Annotated in this window: 15 protein-coding genes; 12 read left to right on the top strand and 3 right to left on the bottom strand. The window is 73.9% G+C overall.

Annotated elements, in window-relative coordinates:
- Positions 1-163 precede the first annotated feature (163 nt).
- The 3 genes from ACIQUQ_RS13615 to ACIQUQ_RS13605 all read left to right on the top strand — a co-directional run bounded on the left by ACIQUQ_RS13615 (position 164) and on the right by ACIQUQ_RS13605 (position 3,117).
- The gene (locus tag ACIQUQ_RS13615; RefSeq protein ID WP_403974883.1) at positions 164-1,531 is read left to right on the top strand and encodes a CoA transferase; all 1,368 of its coding nucleotides are present in this window, start codon (positions 164-166) and stop codon (positions 1,529-1,531) included.
- 133 nt (positions 1,532-1,664) lie between these two features.
- Positions 1,665-2,150, top strand: coding sequence for a GNAT family N-acetyltransferase (locus ACIQUQ_RS13610; protein ID WP_403975133.1), 486 nt, complete (start codon positions 1,665-1,667; stop codon positions 2,148-2,150).
- A 175-nt stretch (positions 2,151-2,325) separates the two neighbouring features.
- Complete coding sequence (locus ACIQUQ_RS13605) at positions 2,326-3,117, top strand: exodeoxyribonuclease III (RefSeq protein ID WP_403975131.1); 792 nt, start codon at positions 2,326-2,328, stop codon at positions 3,115-3,117.
- 58 nt (positions 3,118-3,175) lie between these two features.
- Here ACIQUQ_RS13605 and ACIQUQ_RS13600 read toward each other — a convergent pair whose 3' ends face one another.
- A complete protein-coding gene (locus tag ACIQUQ_RS13600; RefSeq protein WP_403974881.1) occupies positions 3,176-3,910 on the bottom strand; it encodes a MerR family transcriptional regulator in 735 nt (244 codons plus the stop codon).
- A 167-nt stretch (positions 3,911-4,077) separates the two neighbouring features.
- On the opposite strand from ACIQUQ_RS13600, the gene ACIQUQ_RS13595 reads away from it, so the two are divergent.
- The 3 genes from ACIQUQ_RS13595 to ACIQUQ_RS13585 are packed head-to-tail and all read left to right on the top strand — an operon-like array spanning position 4,078 to position 7,441.
- Positions 4,078-5,640: a flavin-containing monooxygenase gene (locus tag ACIQUQ_RS13595; protein WP_403974878.1), complete on the top strand. Its 1,563-nt coding sequence runs from the start codon at positions 4,078-4,080 to the stop codon at positions 5,638-5,640.
- Complete coding sequence (locus ACIQUQ_RS13590) at positions 5,637-6,560, top strand: alpha/beta fold hydrolase (protein WP_403974876.1); 924 nt, start codon at positions 5,637-5,639, stop codon at positions 6,558-6,560. The genes ACIQUQ_RS13595 and ACIQUQ_RS13590 overlap by 4 nt, the downstream gene beginning before the upstream one ends.
- Complete coding sequence (locus tag ACIQUQ_RS13585; protein ID WP_403974874.1) at positions 6,557-7,441, top strand: SDR family oxidoreductase; 885 nt, start codon at positions 6,557-6,559, stop codon at positions 7,439-7,441. Before ACIQUQ_RS13590 ends, ACIQUQ_RS13585 begins: the two co-directional genes overlap by 4 nt.
- A gap of 85 nt (positions 7,442-7,526) precedes the next feature.
- Here ACIQUQ_RS13585 and ACIQUQ_RS13580 read toward each other — a convergent pair whose 3' ends face one another.
- Positions 7,527-10,799 carry a S41 family peptidase gene (locus tag ACIQUQ_RS13580; protein WP_403974872.1) on the bottom strand — a complete coding sequence of 1,091 codons (3,273 nt, stop codon included), beginning with the start codon at positions 10,797-10,799 and terminating at the stop codon, positions 7,527-7,529.
- Positions 10,800-11,053: 254 nt separating this feature from the next.
- Here ACIQUQ_RS13580 and ACIQUQ_RS13575 point away from each other — a divergent pair, with 254 nt between their 5' ends.
- Positions 11,054-11,644, top strand: coding sequence for a TetR/AcrR family transcriptional regulator (locus ACIQUQ_RS13575; RefSeq protein WP_403974870.1), 591 nt, complete (start codon positions 11,054-11,056; stop codon positions 11,642-11,644).
- 103 nt (positions 11,645-11,747) lie between these two features.
- Complete coding sequence (locus ACIQUQ_RS13570) at positions 11,748-13,958, top strand: MMPL family transporter (RefSeq protein WP_403974868.1); 2,211 nt, start codon at positions 11,748-11,750, stop codon at positions 13,956-13,958.
- Between the two features lie 69 nt (positions 13,959-14,027).
- On the opposite strand, the gene ACIQUQ_RS13565 is transcribed toward ACIQUQ_RS13570, so the two are convergent.
- Complete coding sequence (locus ACIQUQ_RS13565) at positions 14,028-14,522, bottom strand: SsgA family sporulation/cell division regulator (protein WP_403974866.1); 495 nt, start codon at positions 14,520-14,522, stop codon at positions 14,028-14,030.
- A gap of 171 nt (positions 14,523-14,693) precedes the next feature.
- On the opposite strand from ACIQUQ_RS13565, the gene ACIQUQ_RS13560 reads away from it, so the two are divergent.
- The 4 genes from ACIQUQ_RS13560 to ACIQUQ_RS13545 all read left to right on the top strand — a co-directional run bounded on the left by ACIQUQ_RS13560 (position 14,694) and on the right by ACIQUQ_RS13545 (position 18,603).
- The gene (locus ACIQUQ_RS13560; protein ID WP_403974864.1) at positions 14,694-15,752 is read left to right on the top strand and encodes an energy-coupling factor ABC transporter permease; all 1,059 of its coding nucleotides are present in this window, start codon (positions 14,694-14,696) and stop codon (positions 15,750-15,752) included.
- Position 15,753: 1 nt separating this feature from the next.
- Entirely contained in the window at positions 15,754-16,515 is a 762-nt protein-coding gene (cbiQ, locus tag ACIQUQ_RS13555; RefSeq protein ID WP_403974861.1) for a cobalt ECF transporter T component CbiQ, read from the top strand.
- The gene (locus ACIQUQ_RS13550) at positions 16,503-17,297 is read left to right on the top strand and encodes an energy-coupling factor ABC transporter ATP-binding protein (RefSeq protein ID WP_403974859.1); all 795 of its coding nucleotides are present in this window, start codon (positions 16,503-16,505) and stop codon (positions 17,295-17,297) included. Before cbiQ ends, ACIQUQ_RS13550 begins: the two co-directional genes overlap by 13 nt.
- 88 nt (positions 17,298-17,385) lie before the next feature.
- Positions 17,386-18,603: a serine hydrolase domain-containing protein gene (locus ACIQUQ_RS13545; protein WP_403974856.1), complete on the top strand. Its 1,218-nt coding sequence runs from the start codon at positions 17,386-17,388 to the stop codon at positions 18,601-18,603.
- The last annotated feature ends 34 nt before the right edge of the window (positions 18,604-18,637 follow it).

The raw sequence follows: 18,637 nt of genomic DNA, 5'->3' as shown, positions 1-18,637 counted from the left end.
CACCGGTGCCGCTACCGAGTGTGGCCAGTGTCACTGTCCGTGGTCACGCCGGTTCGCTCGGGCGAGCGAAACTGTTCACCGGTTCGAGTGGCATGAGGTTTCGACCGTGCGACGTGACGAACTGCACGGTCTCCACCCGCCGTCGGCGTGGCATGAATGGATCATGACGACAACACGGGGAGACGAGACCACCGCGCAGGCCTGGGCCGCGCTGGGTGGCGACGCGGCGGCGGCCGGACGCGTGGAGTACCGGGGCGGCAGCGCCCTCGGCACCGGTCGGCTGCCGGTGCGCGAACTCGCCAGGGCCACCGTCGGGGCCTGCTCGCTCGCCGCCGACGAACTCGCGGCGGTCCGCGCGGGCCGCCGGCCCGGGTCAGGCGACGGCCCGCTCACCGTGGACGAGGGTGCGGTCTCCACGGCCTTCGTCAGCGAGCGCCACCTGCTCGTCGAGGGCCGCGCACCGGTCAGTTTCGCGCCCCTCTCCGGCTTCTGGCGGACGGCCGACGGCTGGCTTCGGACGCACGCCAACTACCCGCACCACCGCGGCCCGCTGCTCACCGCCCTGGGCATCCCCGACGACGACCGGGCCCCCGAGGTGATGCGCAAGCAGCTCGAAGGGCTGCGCGCGGCCGAGGTCCAGGAGCGGGTGTACGCGGCCGGCGGACTGGCGGTCGCGGTGGCGCAGCCTTACGGGGACCCGCAGCCCCTGGTCACCTGGGGGCCCCGGTCCGGCGGGGGACGGGAGCTCGGGCCCGCCGCCACGGCCCCGGACGGCGCGGTGCTGCCCGCCTCCGGCGTACGCGTGCTCGACCTCACCCGGGTGATCGCGGGCCCCGTCGCCACGCGCACCCTCGGACTGCTGGGCGCCGACGTGCTGCGGGTGGACCCGCCGCAGCTGCCCGAGGCGGACGACGCGCACGCCGACACCGGCTTCGGGAAGCGCTCGGCGCGGCTGGACCTGACCGCCGCCGGGGACCGGGCGGTGTTCGAGGAACTGCTGGCCACCGCCGACGTGGTGGTCTCGGGGTACCGGCCGGGGGCGCTGGACCGGCTCGGACTGTCCGCGGAGGCCCTGCTGGAGCGGCGGCCGGGACTGGTCGTGGCCGAGCTGTGCGCATGGGGCTGGACCGGCGACTGGTCGGGCCGCCGGGGCTTCGACTCGCTGGTCCAGGCCGGTTACGGGATCTCCGCCGCGGAGGCGGACGCGGAGGGGCGCCCCGGGGTGCTGCCCGCGCAGGCGCTCGACCACGGTACGGGGTACCTGACGGCCGGTGCCGTGATGCGGGCGCTCGCCGGGGGCGGGGGCCGCACGGTGCGGCTCTCCCTCGCGGGGACGGCCTCCTGGCTGGTGCGGGAGGTCGCGCCGGTGGCGCCGGGCGAGGAACCGTACGCGGCCGGGGACTGGCTGCGCCCGGCGCCCTCCGGGTACGGGGAGCTGCGCCACGCGCTGCCGCCCGTGGCCGTCGGCCCCGCCGACTGGTCCCGTACGCCGTCCCGCTGGGGCACGGACGCGCCGGTCTGGCTGTCGTGACGGCGGCTGACCTGCGGGCCTGAGGAAGGCGGCCCGGGCACACCCGCCCGGGCCCCGCGGCACGGCTCAGTACGATGTTCGAATGCCTCACGGGACCACGGACGGGACCGCCCGCCGCACCGACCACGGGATCATCGAGATCCGGCCCACGCCGTACGACCACCCGGACGCGGTGGAGCTGAACGACCGCGTGCAGATCGAGTACCGGCAGCGGTACGACGGCGAGGGCGACGCGACCCCGCTCGACCCCGGCATGTTCACCCCGCCGAACGGCCTGTACCTGCTGGCGTACAACGCCGCGGGCGAGCCGGTGGCCAGTGGCGGCTGGCGCGCCCAGGACGAGAACGAAGAGGGCTACGCGGACGGCGACGCCGAGCTCAAGCGCATGTACGTCGTCCCGGAGGCCCGCGGCCTCGGGCTGGCCCGGCGCATCCTCGCGGAGCTGGAGGACTCGGCGCGCGCGGCGGGGCGGCTGCGGATGGCCCTGGAGACCGGCGACCAGCAGCCGGAGGCGATCAAGCTCTACCTGTCCGAGGGGTACGCACACGTGACCCGGAAGTTCGGCCTGTACCGGGAGTACGACTCCAGCCGCTGCATGGCCAAGCCGCTCAACCCCTGAGCGCCGCCCCGGGCACGCCCGGCACGCCCCGGCACACCCGGGCACGCCCCGGGCACGGGCCGGGCACCCCGGGGCGCCGCGCCGCCCCGGGGAATGAGACGCGGAGCCGCCGCGGGGGCGGCTCCGGTTAGGCTCTCCACGTTTTGTCCGATCTGGGGAGCCCGCTTTGATCACCGTGACCTCCGTGAACGTCAACGGCATCCGTGCCGCGTCCAAGAAGGGCCTGGTGCCCTGGCTGGCCGGCACCGACGCCGACGTGGTCTGCATGCAGGAGGTGCGGGCCGAGGCGCACCAGATCCCCGACGAGCTGCGCGAGCCCGAGGGCTGGCACACCCTGCACGCCCCCGCCGCGGCCAAGGGCCGGGCCGGCGTCTCGCTGTACACGCGCCGCGCCCCCGAGCGCGTGCAGGTCGGCTTCGGCAGCGAGGAGTTCGATGGCAGCGGCCGGTACGTCGAGGCCGACCTGCCCGGCGTGACGGTCGCGAGCCTCTACCTGCCCTCGGGCGAGGCGGGCACCGCGAAGCAGGACGAGAAGTACCGGTTCATGGCCGAGTTCCTGCCCTACCTCGCCGAGCTGAAGGTCCGCTCGGCCGCCGAGGGGCGCGAGGTGCTGGTCTGCGGCGACTGGAACATCTGCCACAACGAGGCGGACCTCAAGAACTGGAAGACCAACCGCAAGAGCGCCGGCTTCCTCCCCGAGGAGCGCGAGTGGCTCGGCAAGGTCTACGGCGACGAGGGCGGGTACGTCGACGTGGTGCGCGCCCTGCACCCCGAGCAGCCCGGTCCGTACTCCTGGTGGTCCTACCGCGGCCGCGCCTTCGACAACGACGCCGGCTGGCGGATCGACCTGCACGTGGCCACGCCCGGACTGGCCGAGAAGGCCGTCAAGGGCTTCGTCGAGCGCGCCGAGACCCACCCCGAGCGCTGGTCCGACCACGCGCCGGTCACCGTGGTCTACGACCTCTGACAGGCCTCGGGCACGCCCCGGGCAGGCTCCGGCCGGCCCCCGGAGGGGACCGCGCCGGTCACTGCCCCCGCAGCCGCCGGTCCATGGCCATCGAGAGTTCCGCCTCCACCACGCTCTTCGCGAGCGGGCGGAGGCGGTCCACGGCCTTGGCCAGCACTTCCGGGTCCACCGGGCCGGCCGTGTCCTCCGGCTCCGCCGACACGTGCGCCGCGATCAGGTCCGTGAAGAGGCCGGCCAGCGCCTCCGCGTGCTCCCGCACCCGCCGTCCCGTCTCCAGGACGGCCGCCAGCGGCACGCCCTCGCGCACCAGCGCCGAGGACACGTCCAGCAGCCGCCGGCTGACGTGCACGATCTCGTCGCCGTCCACTGCCAGGTAGCCGAGGTCCAGCGAGGCGGCCAGGTTCTCCGGGGTGACCTCGCCCTCGAAGTAGTCGGCCAGCTCCTCGGGGGTGAGCCGGACCGGCGTCTCCTCCGACCAGCCCAGGCCGCCGCCCTCGCCCAGCCCCAGCAGCTCGCCGAGCTGGTTCACGTCCCGGCCGTTCTCGAAGGCGGCCGTCAGCTCCGCGATGCCGCCCAGGGTGTGCCCGCGCTCCAGCAGGGCCGCGATGGTCCGCAGCCGGGCCAGGTGGTGGTCGTCGTACCAGGCGATCCGGCCCTCGCGGCGCGGCGGCGGCAGCAGCTTCCGCTCACGGTAGAAGCGCAGGGTGCGCACCGTGATCCCGGCCGCATCCGCCAGCTCCTCCGTGCGGTATTCGCGTACCGTGCCCTGGGGTTCCGCCTCGTGTTCCGACACACCCGCAGCCTAAGCGCTCGCGGGTCCGGCGAGGGGACCGGCCGGGCGACGGCCCGTACCGGCGGTAACTTTCCCCGCGGACCCCCTACCCATGAGTACGGAGCTGCTCTACGCTCCACCGTGCCAGTGATTGCTGGCAGAGTCGCGAACTGCGGGAGGGCGGCGGCATGGCCGAGCGCGAGCACGTACGAGTGGCGGTGGTCGGATCCGGATTCGGCGGCCTGGGGGCGGCCGTCCGGCTGCGCCGCGAGGGGATCACCGACTTCGTGGTGCTGGAGCGCGCCGGCTCCGTGGGCGGCACCTGGCGGGACAACAGCTACCCGGGCTGCGCCTGCGACGTCCCCTCCCACCTCTACTCCTTCTCCTTCGCCCCCAACCCCGACTGGCCCCGCACCTTCTCCGGCCAGCCGCACATCCGCGCCTACCTGGAGCACGTGGCCGACACCTTCGGCCTGCGCCCGCACATCCGCCTGGACCACGAGGTCCGGATGATGCGCTGGGACGCCGAGGAGCTGCACTGGGAGATCGAGACCTCGGGCGGCAGCCTCACCGCCGACGTGGTGGTCTCCGCGACCGGACCGCTCTCCGACCCGAAGATGCCCGAGATCCCCGGCCTCGCGGACTTCCCCGGCAAGGTCTTCCACTCGGCCCGCTGGGACCACGACTACGACCTGCGCGGCAAGCGCGTCGCGATGGTCGGCACCGGCGCCTCGGCCATCCAGATCGTCCCGGCCATCGCGCCCGACGTCGAGCGGCTGACGCTCTTCCAGCGCACCCCGCCGTGGGTCCTGCCGCGCACCGACCGCGCCATCACCGGCGTCGAGAAGTGGCTGCACCGGCAGCTCCCCTTCACCCGCGCCGCCCGCCGCGGACTGCTGTGGGGCATCCGGGAGCTCCAGGTCAGCGCCTTCACCAAGCGCCCCAACCAGCTCGGCTTCATCGAGACCCTGGCCAAGTCCAACATGGCCAGGGCGATCAAGGACCCGCAGCTGCGGGCCAAGCTGACCCCCGACTACCGCATCGGCTGCAAGCGGATCCTGCTGTCCAGCGAGTACTACCCGGCGCTCGCCCGGCCCAACGTCGACCTGGTCGCCTCGGGCCTGAAGGAGATCCGGGGCTCGGTGCTCGTGGCCGCGGACGGCACGGAGACCGAGGTCGACGCGATCGTCTTCGGCACCGGCTTCCACGTCACCGACATGCCGATCGCCGACCGCGTCGTCGGCGCCGAGGGCCGCACCCTCGCCGAGGAGTGGAAGGACGGCATGCAGTCGCTGCGCGGCGCCACCGCGGCCGGCTTCCCGAACTGGATGACGATCATCGGCCCCAACACCGGGCTCGGGAACAGCTCGATGATCCTCATGATCGAGTCCCAGCTGAACTACATGGCCGACTACCTGCGCCAGCTCGGCGTGCTGGGCGGGCGCGTGGCGCTCGCCGCCCGCCCCTCCGCCGTGCACACCTGGAACCGCAAGGTCCAGGACCGCATGAAGCGGACCGTGTGGAACACCGGCGGCTGCACCAGCTGGTACCTCGACGCCGCGGGCCGCAACACCACCGTCTGGCCCGGTACGACGGGCGAGTTCCGCCGCGAGACGCGGACCGTCGACCTGGCCGAGTACGAGATCGTGCGCGTCGGCAAGCGGGTCCCGGCCCAGGCGGCAGCGTCGGCGAAGACCGCCGCGAAGTCCCCGGCCAGGACCGCCAAGACCACCGGGGAGGCCTCCGCATGAGCCGCCTCATGCACGTCACCGCCGGTCCCTACGCGCCCCCCGCCGCCCGCCGCGAGCTGGTGGTCACCTCCCGCGACGGCGCCCGGCTGCACGCCGAGGTGCACGGTCCCGAGGACGCCCCGGCCGTCGTGCTGGCCCACGGCTGGACCTGCTCCACGGCCTTCTGGGCGGCGCAGGTGCGGGCCCTGTCGGCCACCCACCGGGTGGTCGCCTACGACCAGCGGGGCCACGGCCGCAGCCCCGCGTCCCCGGGCCGGTACGGCACGGAGGCGCTGGCGGACGACCTGGCCGCCGTCCTCGCGGCCACCCTCGCGCCGGGCGAGAAGGCCGTGCTCGCCGGCCACTCCATGGGCGGCATGACCCTGATGGCCGCCGCGGACCGCCCGGAGTTCGCCGAGCACGCCGCCGCGGCCCTGCTCTGCAGCACCGGCAGCTCCCGGCTGACCGCCGAGGCACTGGTGCTGCCCATCAGGGCCGGCGCCCTGCGCACCCGCGTCACCCGGGCCGTGCTCGGCGCCCGCGCTCCGCTCGGGCCCGTCACGCCGGTCGCCAGAAAGGTGCTCAGGTACGCCACGATGGGCCCGGGCTCCTCGCCGGACAAGGTCGAGGCCTGCGCGCGCATCGTGCACGCCTGCCCGACGGGCGTCCGCCACGGCTGGTCCCAGGTGCTCGCCACCCTCGACCTGGACGCGGGGGTACGGGCGCTCCGCGTGCCCACGGCCGTGCTCGGCGGCACCGCCGACCGGCTCACCCCCATCACCCACGCCCGCTCCCTCGCGGAACGCCTCCCGGACTGCGCGGGCCTCACCGAACTCGCCGGCATGGGCCACATGACCCCCGTGGAGGCCCCCGAGGCCGTCACCGGCCGGATAGCCGAACTCGCGAAGCTGTACGTACCCGCCAAGGAGGAGACGCCGTGAGCGCACGCAGGAGTCTGGAAGGCCAGGTCGCCGTCGTCACCGGAGCCGCCCGCGGCGTCGGCGAGCTGCTGGCCCGCAAGCTGTCGGCGCGCGGCGCGAAGGTCGCGCTGGTGGGCCTGGAGCCCGCGGCGCTCAAGGAGGTCTCCGAGCGGCTGGCGACGGACAGCGACCACTGGCACGCCGACGTCACCGACCACGAGGCGATGGCCCGCGTGGCGCAGGAGGTCAAGCAGCGCTTCGGAAAGGTCGACATCGTGGTCGCCAACGCGGGCGTCGCCGCGGGCGGCCCGTTCGCCGACTCCGACCCCGACGCCTGGCGCCGGGTGATCGAGGTCAACCTGATCGGCGGGGCCGTCACCGCCCGCGCCTTCCTCCCCGTACTCATGGAGAGCCGCGGCTACTTCCTCCAGATCGCCTCGCTGGCCGCCATCACCCCGGCGCCCATGATGACGGCGTACTGCGCCTCCAAGTCCGGCGTCGAGGCCTTCGCGCACAGCCTGCGCGCCGAGGTCGGGTACAAGGGCGTCCGGGTCGGCGTGGGCTACCTGTCCTGGACCGACACCGACATGGTGCGCGGGGCGGACCAGGACGACGTGATGCGCGAGCTGCGCCAGCGGCTGCCCTGGCCGTCGAACCGCACGTACCCGCTGGGGCCGGCCGTGGACCGGATCGTCGCCGGCATCGAGCGGCGCTCCGCGCACGTGTACGCGCAGTGGTGGCTGCGCGGCATGCAGTCGGTGCGCGGCTACCTGCCGGGCATCATCGCCACCGTCGGGCAGCGGGAGATGCAGCGCTTCGAGCCGCGCCTGGGGAACGTGCGCAAGGGGCTGGTCGGTGCCGGGGGCGCGGCGGACGAGCAGGAACGCACCACCGCGCACTGAGCGCCGCCCGAGGGGCCCGTACGACACGAGCCACGGGGCGCGGACCGGATGCCGGTCCGCGCCCTTCGCGTTCCCTCCGTACGTCTCAGGACCGCGGCGGCAGCGCGGGCCGGCGGCGGTCCGGGACGTCGCTGTAGCCCGGCGGCACCGAGGCGGGGGTGCGCTCCAGCAGTTCCAGCGCCAGGTACACGGCGTCGTCGAGCTGCGCGTGCCGGCCCTCCGCCCAGTCGAGCGGGGTGCGCTGGATGGAGAGGTCCGGTTCGACGCCGTGGTTCTCCACGCCCCAGCCGTACTCGTCGAACCAGGCGGCGTTCATCGGCACCGTGATGACCGTGCCGTCGCCCAGGGTGTGCCGTCCGGTCATGCCGACCACGCCGCCCCAGGTCCGCTGGCCGACCACGGGGCCGAGCCCGAGCAGCCGGAAGGCCGCGGTGATCATGTCGCCGTCGGAGGAGGTGGCCTCGTCGGCGAGGGCGACGACCGGTCCCCGGGGCGAGTTGGAGGCGTACGAGACGGCCTGGGCGTCGCGGGTGAGGTCCCAGCCCAGGATGCGGCGGGTGAGCTTCTCGACCACCAGCTCGCTGATGTGGCCGCCGGCGTTGCCGCGCACGTCCACGATCAGCGCCGGCCGGGAGACCTCCATCCGCAGGTCGCGGTTGAACTGGGCCCAGCCCGAGCCGCCCATGTCCGGGATGTGGAGGTAGCCGCACTTGCCGCCGCTGACCTCGCGGACCACGGCCCGGCGCTTGGCCACCCAGTCCTGGTAGCGCAGCGGCCGCTCGTCGATCAGCGGCACGACCGCCACCCGCCGGGAGCGGCCCTCGCCCTCGGCCGGCTGGAAGGTCAGCTCGACGGTGGTGCCGCCGGCCGCGGCCAGCAGCGGGTACGGGCCGGTCACCGGGTCGACGGGGCGGCCGTCGACGTGGGTGAGGACGGCGCCCTCGCGGATGCCCGTACCGGCCAGCGGGGAACGGGCCTTGGAGTCCGAGGAGTCGCCGGGCAGGATCCGCGAGACCACCCAGCCCTCCTCGCGCGGCACGAGGTTGGCGCCGAGCAGGCCCATGGCCCGCTGGTAGTGCGGGGGGCCCTCGTTGCGGCGGGCGGCGGCCACGTACGCGTGCGAGGTGCCCAGTTCGCCGAGCACCTCCCGCAGCAGGTCGGCGAACTCGTCGGGGGAGGCGACGCGTTCGACCAGCGGACGGTACTGGGCGAGTACGCCGTCCCAGTCGATCCCGCACATCTTCGGGTCCCAGAAGTACGCCCGGATCAGCCGCCCGGCCTCCTCGTACGCCTGCCGCCACTCGGCGGCCGGGTCCACCTCGTGCAGGATCCGCCGCAGGTCGAGGTAGACGGTGGAGTCCCCGTCGCCGGACTCGGTGGCGGGCACGGCGCGCAGGTCGCCGTCGTCCACGACGACGAGGCGGGTGCCGTCGCCGCTGACCGCGAACCAGTCGAGGTCGCCGACGAGTTCGGTCTTGCGGGCCTTGGTGATGTCGAAGAACTCCAGCGAGGGCTTGCCGGAGGTGTCGGCCGGGTTGGCGAAGGTCTCGCCCAGCGCGCCCGAGATGGGCCACCGCATCCAGACCAGGCCGCCGCCGCTGACCGGGTACAGGGCCGAGTACTTGGAGGCGGTCACCGGGAAGGGGGTGACCCGGTTCTCCAGGCCCTCGACCTCGACCGTCACCGTACCGTCGCCTCCCTCGCTCTCGGTCGGGTCGAGCCCGCCCGCCGCCGGCCGGCCGTCGGGCAGCAGGGCGAAGGGGGAGGGCGTGGCGGAGGAGAGCGGGACGAGGTACGGGCGGCAGCCCAGCGGGAAGGAGAGGTCGCCGGTGTGCACGTCGTACACCGGGTCGAAGCCGCGCCAGGAGAGGAAGGCCAGGTAGCGGCCGTCCCGCGTGAAGACCGGGTTCTCGTCCTCGAAGCGGCCGTTGGTGACGTCCACGATGGTGCGGGCGCCGGGTCCGGCGATCCGGGCCATCTTGATCTGGCGCAGGGACCGGCCGATGCCGGGATGGGACCAGGTCAGCCAGGCGCCGTCGGGGGAGAACGCCAGATCCTTGACGGGGCCGTTGATCGACCGGATCAGCTCGGTCGCCTCGCCGGTGGACTCCTCCGTGGCGTCGAGGAGGAGCAGCCGTCCGTCGTGCGCGGCCACGGCCAGCCGCTCGCCTTCCGGGTCGGCGACGAGCTCCAGGACCCGGCCCAGCTCCCCGGAGGCCAGCCGCCGAGGTTCGCGGTGGCCGCTGGCCCGGGGCAGGTACGCGATCTCGATCGCGTCCTCGCCCTCGGCGTCCGTCACGTACGCGACCTGGCCGCCCGCGCCCAGCATCTCCGGCAGCCGCACCCGCACGCCCGGGGTGTCCGCGATGGTCCTGGCCGGCCCGTCGCGGTGGGTGAGCCAGTACAGCGAGCCGCGCACGACCACGGCGCTGGCCCGCCCGGTGGCGTCCACGGAGAGGGAGTCGACGTGGCTGGCGGCCGGCACCGAGTACGTACGCCGTCCCGTGCGCGCGCCGCCCAGCCGGACCGCCAGCCTGCGCGGCTCCGCGTCGGGTTCGAGGGAGTCGACCAGCCACAGGTCCCCGGCGCACTGGTAGACCACGCGCCGCCCGTCGCTGGAGGCGTGCCGGGCGTAGAACTCGTCGTGGTCGGTGTGGCGCCGCAGGTCGGTGCCGTCGGGCAGGCAGGAGTAGAGGTTGCCGATCCCCTCGTGGTCGGAGAGGAAGGCGATCCGCCCGGCGACGAACATCGCGCAGTCGAGGTGGCCGCCGAGGTCCGGCAGCAGCTGTTCGCCGTGCAGCCACAGCCGGCCCATGGCCCCGCCGCGGTAGCGCTTCCACGCGGCCGGCTCGTGCGGGGGCTTGCCGGTGAGGAGCAGCGTCTTCCGCTCGCCGTCCGTCTCGGCGACCGCGATGTCGGAGACGGGGCCCCAGGGCAGGCGCTTGCCCGGGCTGCCGTCGGTGGCCTGGGTGTAGGCCCAGGAGAAGTACGAGAAGGGCTGGCCGTGCGAGGAGACGGCGAGGATGTCGCTCCGGCCGTCCTTGTCCGGCGGGGTCCAGCCGCAGACCCGGGTGTCGGTGGAGCCCCAGTGGCTCAGCCGCCGGGCGGTGCCGCCGTCCACCGGCACCAGGTGGATCTCGGGGTCGAGGCTGCGCCAGGTGGTGAAGGCGATGTGGGACCCGTCCGGGGAGAACCGGGGATGGCCGATGCGGGTGCGGTCGACGGTGATCCGCCAGGCCCGGCCGGGGGTCTCGCCCTCGGGGACCAGGGGGGCGACCCACAGGTCGTCCTCGGCGGCGAAGCACAGGAGGTCGTCGTGCAGGTGCGGGAACCGGAGGTACGCGACGTCGTGACTCACCCCCCAATGCTTTCCGCGCCAGAGGGGCCCGGCAACTCGTACAGACGAACGCGTGGTGCGAACGCGCGTGTGGTCCGGGTGGGGCGGGGGTGTGGTCGGGCCGGCGTCGGCGCGGCGTCGGGGCGGCGTCGGGGCGGCGTCGAGGCGTGACGGAGCCCACCTCGAAAGCGAAACGAAACGGTTTCGTTTCGCCCGGCGCGGGGGTATGGTCTTAACAGTACGGAACGGTTTCGTTTGGATGGGAGTCCGGAACGATGGCGGACACGAGCGCCTCACGGCGCAGCCGGATCACCCCCGAGCGGGAGGCCGAGCTGCACGAGGCGGTACTGGACCTCCTGCGCGAGGTCGGGTACGAGGCGCTCACCATGGACGCCGTCGCCGCACGTACGAAGTCCAGCAAGGCCACCCTCTACCGCCAGTGGGGGAGCAAGCCGGAGCTGGTCGCGAAGGCACTGCGCTGCACCCAGCCGGTCTCCCTCCGGGAGATCGACACGGGCTCGCTGCGCGGCGACTTCGCGGTGATGGTCGAGAAGTCCGACGACGCGCAGATGGCCAAGGACACCGCCCTGCTGCGGGGCCTGGCCCACGCGGTGCACGAGAGCCCCGAGCTCCACACCGCACTGCGCGAACTGCTCATCGAGCCCGAGATCACCGGCCTGGACGCGATGCTGCGCCGGGCCGTGGACCGGGGCGAGGTGGCCGCGGACTGTCCCGCCCTGAGGTTCGTACCGCACATGCTCATCGGCGCGTTCATCGCGCTGCCGCTGATGGAGGACCGCACGCCGGACCGCGCGTTCCTCGCCGATTTCATCGACTCCGTGGTGTTCCCCGCCCTCGGCGTCTGACCCAGCACCTTCCCCTGAGGACCACCTGACACGCCGCTCTCGTCGTCGGGCCGGCTTCCGCATGCCCTGATCCGCACCACGACCTGAACGGGAGAACCACCTCGTGGCCACCTTCCTCTACCGCCTCGGCAGGGGCGCCTTCCGGCGCCGCCGCCTCGTCGCCCTCGTCTGGGTGGCGCTGCTGGTGCTCGCCGGCTTCGGCGCCGCCTCGGCCGCCACCCCGACGTCCAGCTCCTTCTCGATACCCGGCACGGAGGCCCAGAAGGCCTTCGACCTGCTGGAGAAGCGTTTCCCCGGCTCCCGCGCCGACGGCGCCACCGCCCGGGTCGTCTTCAAGGCCCCCGACGGCAAGAAGATCACCGACCCGGCCGCCAAGGCCGAGGTGGAGAAGGTCGTCGCCGACCTGAAGTCCGGCTCGGACCAGGTCGAGCGCGTCGTGGACCCGTACCAGGGCCACGCCGTCAGCCAGGACGGCAAGACGGCCTACGCCCAGGTGACGTACAAGGTCAGCGGCATGGAGCTGACCGACGACACCCGTGAGGCCCTCAAGGAGTCCGGCAAGGAGGCCCAGGCCGCCGGCCTGAAGGTGGAGATCGGCGGCGACGCGCTGATGTCCGTGCCGGAGAGCGGTCCGGGCGAGGTCGTCGGCGTCGTCGTGGCCGGCATCGTCCTCGTCATCACCTTCGGCTCGCTGGTCGCGGCCGGACTGCCGCTGCTCACCGCGCTGCTCGGCGTCGGCATCGGCGTCTCGTCCATCACCGCCCTGGCGAACGTGCTGGACCTCGGCAGCACCACCTCCACCCTCGCGATGATGATCGGCCTCGCGGTCGGCATCGACTACGCGCTCTTCATCGTCTCCCGCTACCGCGCGGAGCTGGCCGAGGGCCGCGAGCGCGACGAGGCCGCCGGCCGCGCGGTCGGCACCGCCGGCTCGGCCGTGGTCTTCGCCGGCCTGACCGTGGTCATCGCCCTGGTGGGCCTGGCCGTGGTGAACATCCCGATGCTCAGCAAGATGGGCTTCGCCGCCGCCGGCACCGTGGTCATCGCCGTCCTGGTCGCCCTCACCCTGATCCCCGCGATGCTGGGCTTCGCGGGCCGCCGCGTGCTGCCCATGGGCACCAAGAGCCGGCTCTTCGGGGGCGGCAGGGAGAAGTCCGCGGCCGCCGCGGAGAAGCCCAACATGGGCACCCGCTGGGCCCGCTTCGTGCTGCGCCGCCCGGTGATGGTGCTGCTGGCCGGCGTCATCGGCCTCGGCGTCATCGCCGTACCGGCGAGCAAGCTGGAGATGGGCCTGCCGGACGACGGCGCGCAGCCGGTCTCCACCACCCAGCGCAAGGCCTACGACATGCTGTCCGACGGCTTCGGCCCCGGCTTCAACGGCCCGCTGCTGGTGGTCGTGGACGGCAACAAGGCCGCCGCCGACCGCACGGTCGAGCAGATCAAGGATCTGAAGGGCGTCGTCGCGGTCATGCCGCCGACCCTCAACAAGGCCGGCGACACCGCGATGATCACCGTGGTGCCGAAGGACCGTCCGTCCTCCGCCGAGACCGAGGACCTGGTCCACACGATCCGCGACGCCAGCGGCGACGACGTCCTCGTCACCGGTCAGACCGCGATGAACATCGACTTCTCGCAGAAGATGAACGACGCGCTGCTGCCCTACCTGGCGCTCGTCGTCGGCCTCGCCTTCCTGCTGCTGATGGTGGTCTTCCGCTCGGTGCTGGTCCCGCTCAAGGCGGCCCTCGGCTTCCTGCTCTCCGTGGTCGCCGCCCTCGGTGCCGTGGTCGCGGTCTTCCAGTGGGGCTGGCTGGGCTCGGTGTTCGGCGTCGAGCAGACCGGCCCGATCATGAGCATGATGCCGATCTTCATGGTCGGCGTGGTGTTCGGCCTCGCGATGGACTACGAGGTCTTCCTGGTCACCCGGATGCGCGAGGCGTACGTCCACGGCGAGCGCCCGGGCCAGGCCATCGTGACCGGCTTCCAGCACGGCGCCCGGGTGGTCGTGGCCGCGGCGGTCATCATGATCGCGGTCTTCGCGGGCTTCATCGGCTCCAGCGAGCAGATGGTCAAGATGATCGGCTTCGGCCTCGCGGTGGCGGTCTTCTTCGACGCCTTCGTGGTCCGCATGGCCATCGTGCCGGCCGTGCTCGCGCTGCTCGGCCACAAGGCCTGGTGGCTGCCGGGCTGGCTGAACCGCCTGCTGCCGAACGTCGACGTCGAGGGCGAGGGGCTGCGCAAGCACCTCGGCGACGACGCCGCCCGGGGCCCGGGCGAGCCGGGCGCCGGCGCGGAGCGGGAGCTGGTCGGCGTCTAGCCGGCCCGGTTCCGGCGGCGGACTGCCGCCGCCGGAGCGCCCCCCTGCGGACGGCCCGGTCGCATCGGGTCACGGACGGCCCGGTCGCACCATCGCGGTGCGGCCGGGCCCCTTCGTCTGCGGGGCGGACGCCGCGCCGCCGGGGGACGCGGCGCCCGGCGCCGCGGGGCCGGCCGCACCGGCCCGCAGCGCGGACCTCGGCGCGCCGGCACCGGTCGGCGAGACGGCGTACGTCCGGCGCAGGAAGCGGCGCAGGGCGGACGTGTCGAACTGGACGACGGCCACGCCGTCGGGGGAGTGGAACTCGACGACCGCCTGCACCCGGCCGCACGGCCAGACCCGGACGTCACCGGTGCCGGTCGGGGCCTGGAGCCCGGTCTCCAGCAGGGTGCGGGCGAGCACCCACTCGTTCTCGGTGCCCTCGGGGGAGATGCCGGCGGGGAAGACGATGCGCACGGCGAGTGGCTCGTCGGGCAGGAACCGCAGGGCGACGGGGATCACCCGGTAGAGGGGATCGTCCGTCACGACCCGGCCGCGGACGCGCTCTTCGATCGGGGAACTCACGGCTCGGGCTCCTCACACTCGCGGCATTTATCCCCAATGTCGCATATTTCAGGGGAAACGTTCCCTCGCTTTTTGGTATGCGGACGCTCTTGCCAGTCATTTGCAAGTGGGCCCTATCATCAGACGTTGCCCACACGGAGGCAGAAGACACGCAGGAAGCGGAGCCCGACCATGCACGTCCCCGACGGATTCATCGACGCACCGGTCTCGGTGGCCGCGGGAGTAGTCGCGGCGGGAGCCGTGGCCGTCAGCCTGCGCGGTGCCCGCAACGAGCTGGGGGGCGCGCGGCTCGGAGACCTCGGCGGGGAGCGGACCGCCCCGCTGGCCGGCCTCGTCGCCGCCTTCGTCTTCGCCGTCCAGATGCTCAACTTCCCCGTCGCCGCGGGCACCAGCGGCCACCTGCTGGGCGGCGCCCTCGCCGCGATACTCGTCGGCCCGTACACCGGCGTGCTCTGCGTCTCCGTGGTCCTGCTGATGCAGGGCATCCTCTTCGCCGACGGCGGCCTCACCGCACTCGGCGTCAACATCACCACCATGGGCGTCGTGACCGTCGTGGTCTCCTACGCCGTCTTCAAGCTGCTGGTGAAGGTGCTGCCCAAGGGCCGCCGCTCGGTCACCGCGGCCGCCTTCGTCGGCGCCCTCGTCTCCGTCCCGGCCTCCGCGGCCTTCTTCACCCTGCTCTACGCCATCGGGGGGACCACCGACGTCCCGATCGGCAAGGTGCTCACCGCCATGGTCGGCGTCCACGTGCTGATCGGCATCGGCGAGGCCGCGATCACCGCCGCCACGGTCGGCGCCGTGCTCGCCGTACGCCCCGACCTGGTGCACGGCGCCCGCGGCCTGACCACGCGCCTCAAGCTCCGCGTCGGCGGCGAGCTGGTGGACGCGCCCGCCGCGGCCCCCGTCGCCGTGGCCGCCCGCCCGGCCCGGAAGGTGTGGGCCGCCGGCCTGGTCACCTCCCTCGTCCTGGCCGGCTTCGTCTCCTACTACGCCTCCGCCAGCCCCGACGGCCTGGAGAAGGTCGCCGCCGACCAGGGCATCGACCGCAAGGTCGAGGAGCACGCCGCCGCGGACTCCCCGCTCGCCGACTACGGCGTCAAGGCCGTCTCCGACGCCCGGCTCTCCGGCGGCCTCGCCGGCGTGATCGGCGTCGGCGCCACCGTGGCCTTCGGCACCGGCGTCTTCTGGGTCGTCCGGCGCCGCCGCACCGCCGAAGCCCCGGCGGTCTGACATGGCCGCGGGCCACGCCCACAAGCTCTACCGGCACGGGCACTCCGCCGTCCACGCCCTGCCGCCGCACTGCAAGCTCGTCGCCGTCCTCGGCTTCGTCGTGGTCGTCGTCGCCACCCCGCGGGAGGCGGTGTGGGCCTTCACCCTGTACGCCGTGCTGCTCGCGGGCGTGGCCGCGGTGGCCCGCGTACCGGCCGGCTTCCTGCTGCGCCGGCTGCTGATCGAGGTGCCCTTCGTCCTCTTCGCCGTCCTGATGCCCTTCGTGGCCCAGGGCGAGCGGGTCGAGGTGCTCGGCATGTCCCTGAGCGTCTCCGGCCTGTGGGGCGCCTGGAACGTACTGGCCAAGGGCACCCTCGGCGTCGCCGCCTCGGTGCTGCTGGCGGCCACCACCGAACTGCGCGAGCTGCTGCTCGGGCTCCAGCGGCTGAAGCTGCCGCCGCTGCTGGTGCAGATCGCCTCGTTCATGATCCGCTACGGCGACGTGATCACCGACGAGCTGCGCCGGATGTCCGTCGCCCGCCGCTCGCGCGGCTTCGAGGCGCGGGGCCCCCGGCACTGGGGGGTGCTGGCCAAGACGGCCGGCGCGCTCTTCATCCGCTCGTACGAGCGCGGTGAGCGCGTTCACCTGGCGATGCTCAGCCGCGGGTACGCCGGGACCATGCCGGTGATCGACGAGGTCACCGCCTCGCGCACGCAGTGGGCCCACGCGGCCGCACTGCCGGTGACGGCCCTGGCCGTCTGTCTGATGGGATGGATGCTGTGACTGCCCCGACCTCCGCGACCGCGTCCTCACCCGCCACCGCGCCCTCCCTCGACGTGTCCGGCCTCGCCTTCGCCTACCCCGACGGCCACCAGGCCCTGTTCGGCGTAGAACTGAGCATCGGCAAGGGCGAACGCGTCGCGCTGCTCGGCCCCAACGGCGCCGGCAAGACCACCCTCGTCCTGCACCTCAACGGCATCCTCGGCGGCGGCGTCGGCACGGTCAGGGTGGCCGGACTGCCGGTGGAGAAGAAGAGCCTCGCCGAGATCAGGCGCCGGGTCGGCATCGTCTTCCAGGACCCCGACGACCAGCTCTTCATGCCGACCGTCCGCGAGGACGTGGCCTTCGGCCCGGCCGCCGCCGGCCTGCGCGGCGCCGAGCTGGAGGCCCGGGTGACCGCGGCGCTGGAGCGCGTGGGCATGGCGGAGTTCGCCGGCCGGCCCCCGCACCACCTGTCGTTCGGGCAGCGCCGGCGGGTCGCCGTGGCCACCGTGCTCGCCATGGAGCCGGAGATCCTGGTGCTGGACGAGCCCTCGTCCAACCTCGACCCCGCCTCCCGCCGCGAGCTGGCCGACATCCTGCGCTCCCTCGACGTGACGGTGCTGATGGTCACCCACGACCTGCCGTACGCGCTGGAGCTCTGCCCGCGCTCGGTCGTGCTGAGCCAGGGGGTGATCGCCGCCGACGGCCGCACCCAGGACCTGCTGTGCGACGAGGACCTGATGCGGGCGCACCGGCTGGAGCTGCCGTTCGGCTTCGACCCCCGGTCGGTCGCCGTTCCGTAGCCCGCCGCCCCCCGTCCACGGGGCCCGCGGATGTGACGTGTGACGTACTGCGGCCCCGGAAGCATCGCGGGTCGTTTCACGTTGCACCATGTTGGTCGGCACCACCCGGGTGCCGAGTGGCACCAGGGAGCGGGACGTGGACGTCGACGTCCAGGGCAGCGTGGCGGCGGGCTTCGAACCCGTCAGGGACGCCTTCGTACGCAACTTCACCGAGCGGGGCGACCGCGGCGCGGCCGTCACCGTCTACCGCGACGGGCGCCCGGTCGTGGACCTCTGGGCCGGCACCCGCGACGCCGACGGCGGCACCGAACCCTGGACCGCGGGCACCGCGCAGATCGTGCGCTCGGCCACCAAGGGCGTCGCGGCCTCCGTGCCGCTGCTCCTGCACCAGCGCGGGCTGCTGGACCTCGACGCGCCGGTGGGCGACCACTGGCCCGAGTTCAAGGCCGGCGGCAAGGAGCGGGCCCTGGTCCGGCACCTGCTGTCCCACCGGGCGGGCGTGCCGGCCCTCGACACCGGGCTCACCCCGGAGCAGGCCGCCGACGCCGAGCAGGCCGCGCGGGCCGTCGCGGCCCAGTCCGCCGCCTGGGAGCCGGGGGAGGCCCACGGGTACCACGCCCAGACCTTCAGCTGGCTGCTCGGCGAGCTGGTGCTGCGGGTCACGGGCCGCACCCTCGGCCGGTGGCTCGCCGAGGAGGTCACGGGCCCGCTGGGGCTGGACTTCTGGATAGGCCTGCCGGACGAGGAGGCCCACCGGGTGGGCCGGGTCGCGGCCGTGGCGCCGCCGCCCGTCGCCACGGGCGGGCTGAAGACCCGGCCGAAGCGGGACGTCTCCGCCGCGTACGACGACCCCGATTCCCTCACCCGGCGAGCCTTCGCCGCGATCGACCCGCTGCCGGACGAGAACGCCCCGGCCTACCGCGCCGCCGAACTGCCCGCCTCCAACGGCATCGCCACCGCCCGTGCCCTGGCCCGGTTCTACGCGGCCACCTTCGGGGAGGTCGAGGGCGGCACCCGGCTCTTCACGCCGGAGACCACGGCGCTGGCCGGCACCGAGGAGGCCGCCGGCCCGGACCGCGTACTGGTCGTGAACACCCGCTTCGGCCCGGGCTTCATGCTGCACGGCCCGGCCTCGCCGCTGCTCTCCCCGGCCTCGTACGGGCACCCGGGCCGCGGCGGCTCCCTCGGCTTCGCCGATCCCGATGCGGGCATCGGCTTCGGCTACGTCACCAACGCCCTGGCGAAGTCCGTCACCGCGGACCCGCGGGCCCAGGCCCTGGTCCGGGCCGTGAAGTCGGTGCTCTGAGGGAGGGGCCGGGCGGGGCCGGGCGGGGCCGAGC

Source organism: Streptomyces sp. NPDC101118 (genome assembly GCF_044759445.1).
Lineage (GTDB): Bacteria > Actinomycetota > Actinomycetes > Streptomycetales > Streptomycetaceae > Streptomyces.
Note: the sequence above shows the minus strand (reverse complement) of the source record. Positions and strands in the feature narration are given on the sequence as shown.

What these genes read in the sequence shown, in the direction of transcription:
- ACIQUQ_RS13615 (WP_403974883.1), top strand. Translation starts at nt 164, where the DNA reads ATGACGACAACACGGGGAGACGAGACCACCGCGCAGGCCTGGGCCGCG.
- ACIQUQ_RS13595 (WP_403974878.1), top strand. Translation starts at nt 4,078, where the DNA reads ATGGCCGAGCGCGAGCACGTACGAGTGGCGGTGGTCGGATCCGGATTC.
- ACIQUQ_RS13590 (WP_403974876.1), top strand. Translation starts at nt 5,637, where the DNA reads ATGAGCCGCCTCATGCACGTCACCGCCGGTCCCTACGCGCCCCCCGCC.
- ACIQUQ_RS13575 (WP_403974870.1), top strand. Translation starts at nt 11,054, where the DNA reads ATGGCGGACACGAGCGCCTCACGGCGCAGCCGGATCACCCCCGAGCGG.
- ACIQUQ_RS13560 (WP_403974864.1), top strand. Translation starts at nt 14,694, where the DNA reads ATGCACGTCCCCGACGGATTCATCGACGCACCGGTCTCGGTGGCCGCG.
- cbiQ (WP_403974861.1), top strand. Translation starts at nt 15,754, where the DNA reads ATGGCCGCGGGCCACGCCCACAAGCTCTACCGGCACGGGCACTCCGCC.
- ACIQUQ_RS13550 (WP_403974859.1), top strand. Translation starts at nt 16,503, where the DNA reads ATGGATGCTGTGACTGCCCCGACCTCCGCGACCGCGTCCTCACCCGCC.
- ACIQUQ_RS13545 (WP_403974856.1), top strand. Translation starts at nt 17,386, where the DNA reads ATGTTGGTCGGCACCACCCGGGTGCCGAGTGGCACCAGGGAGCGGGAC.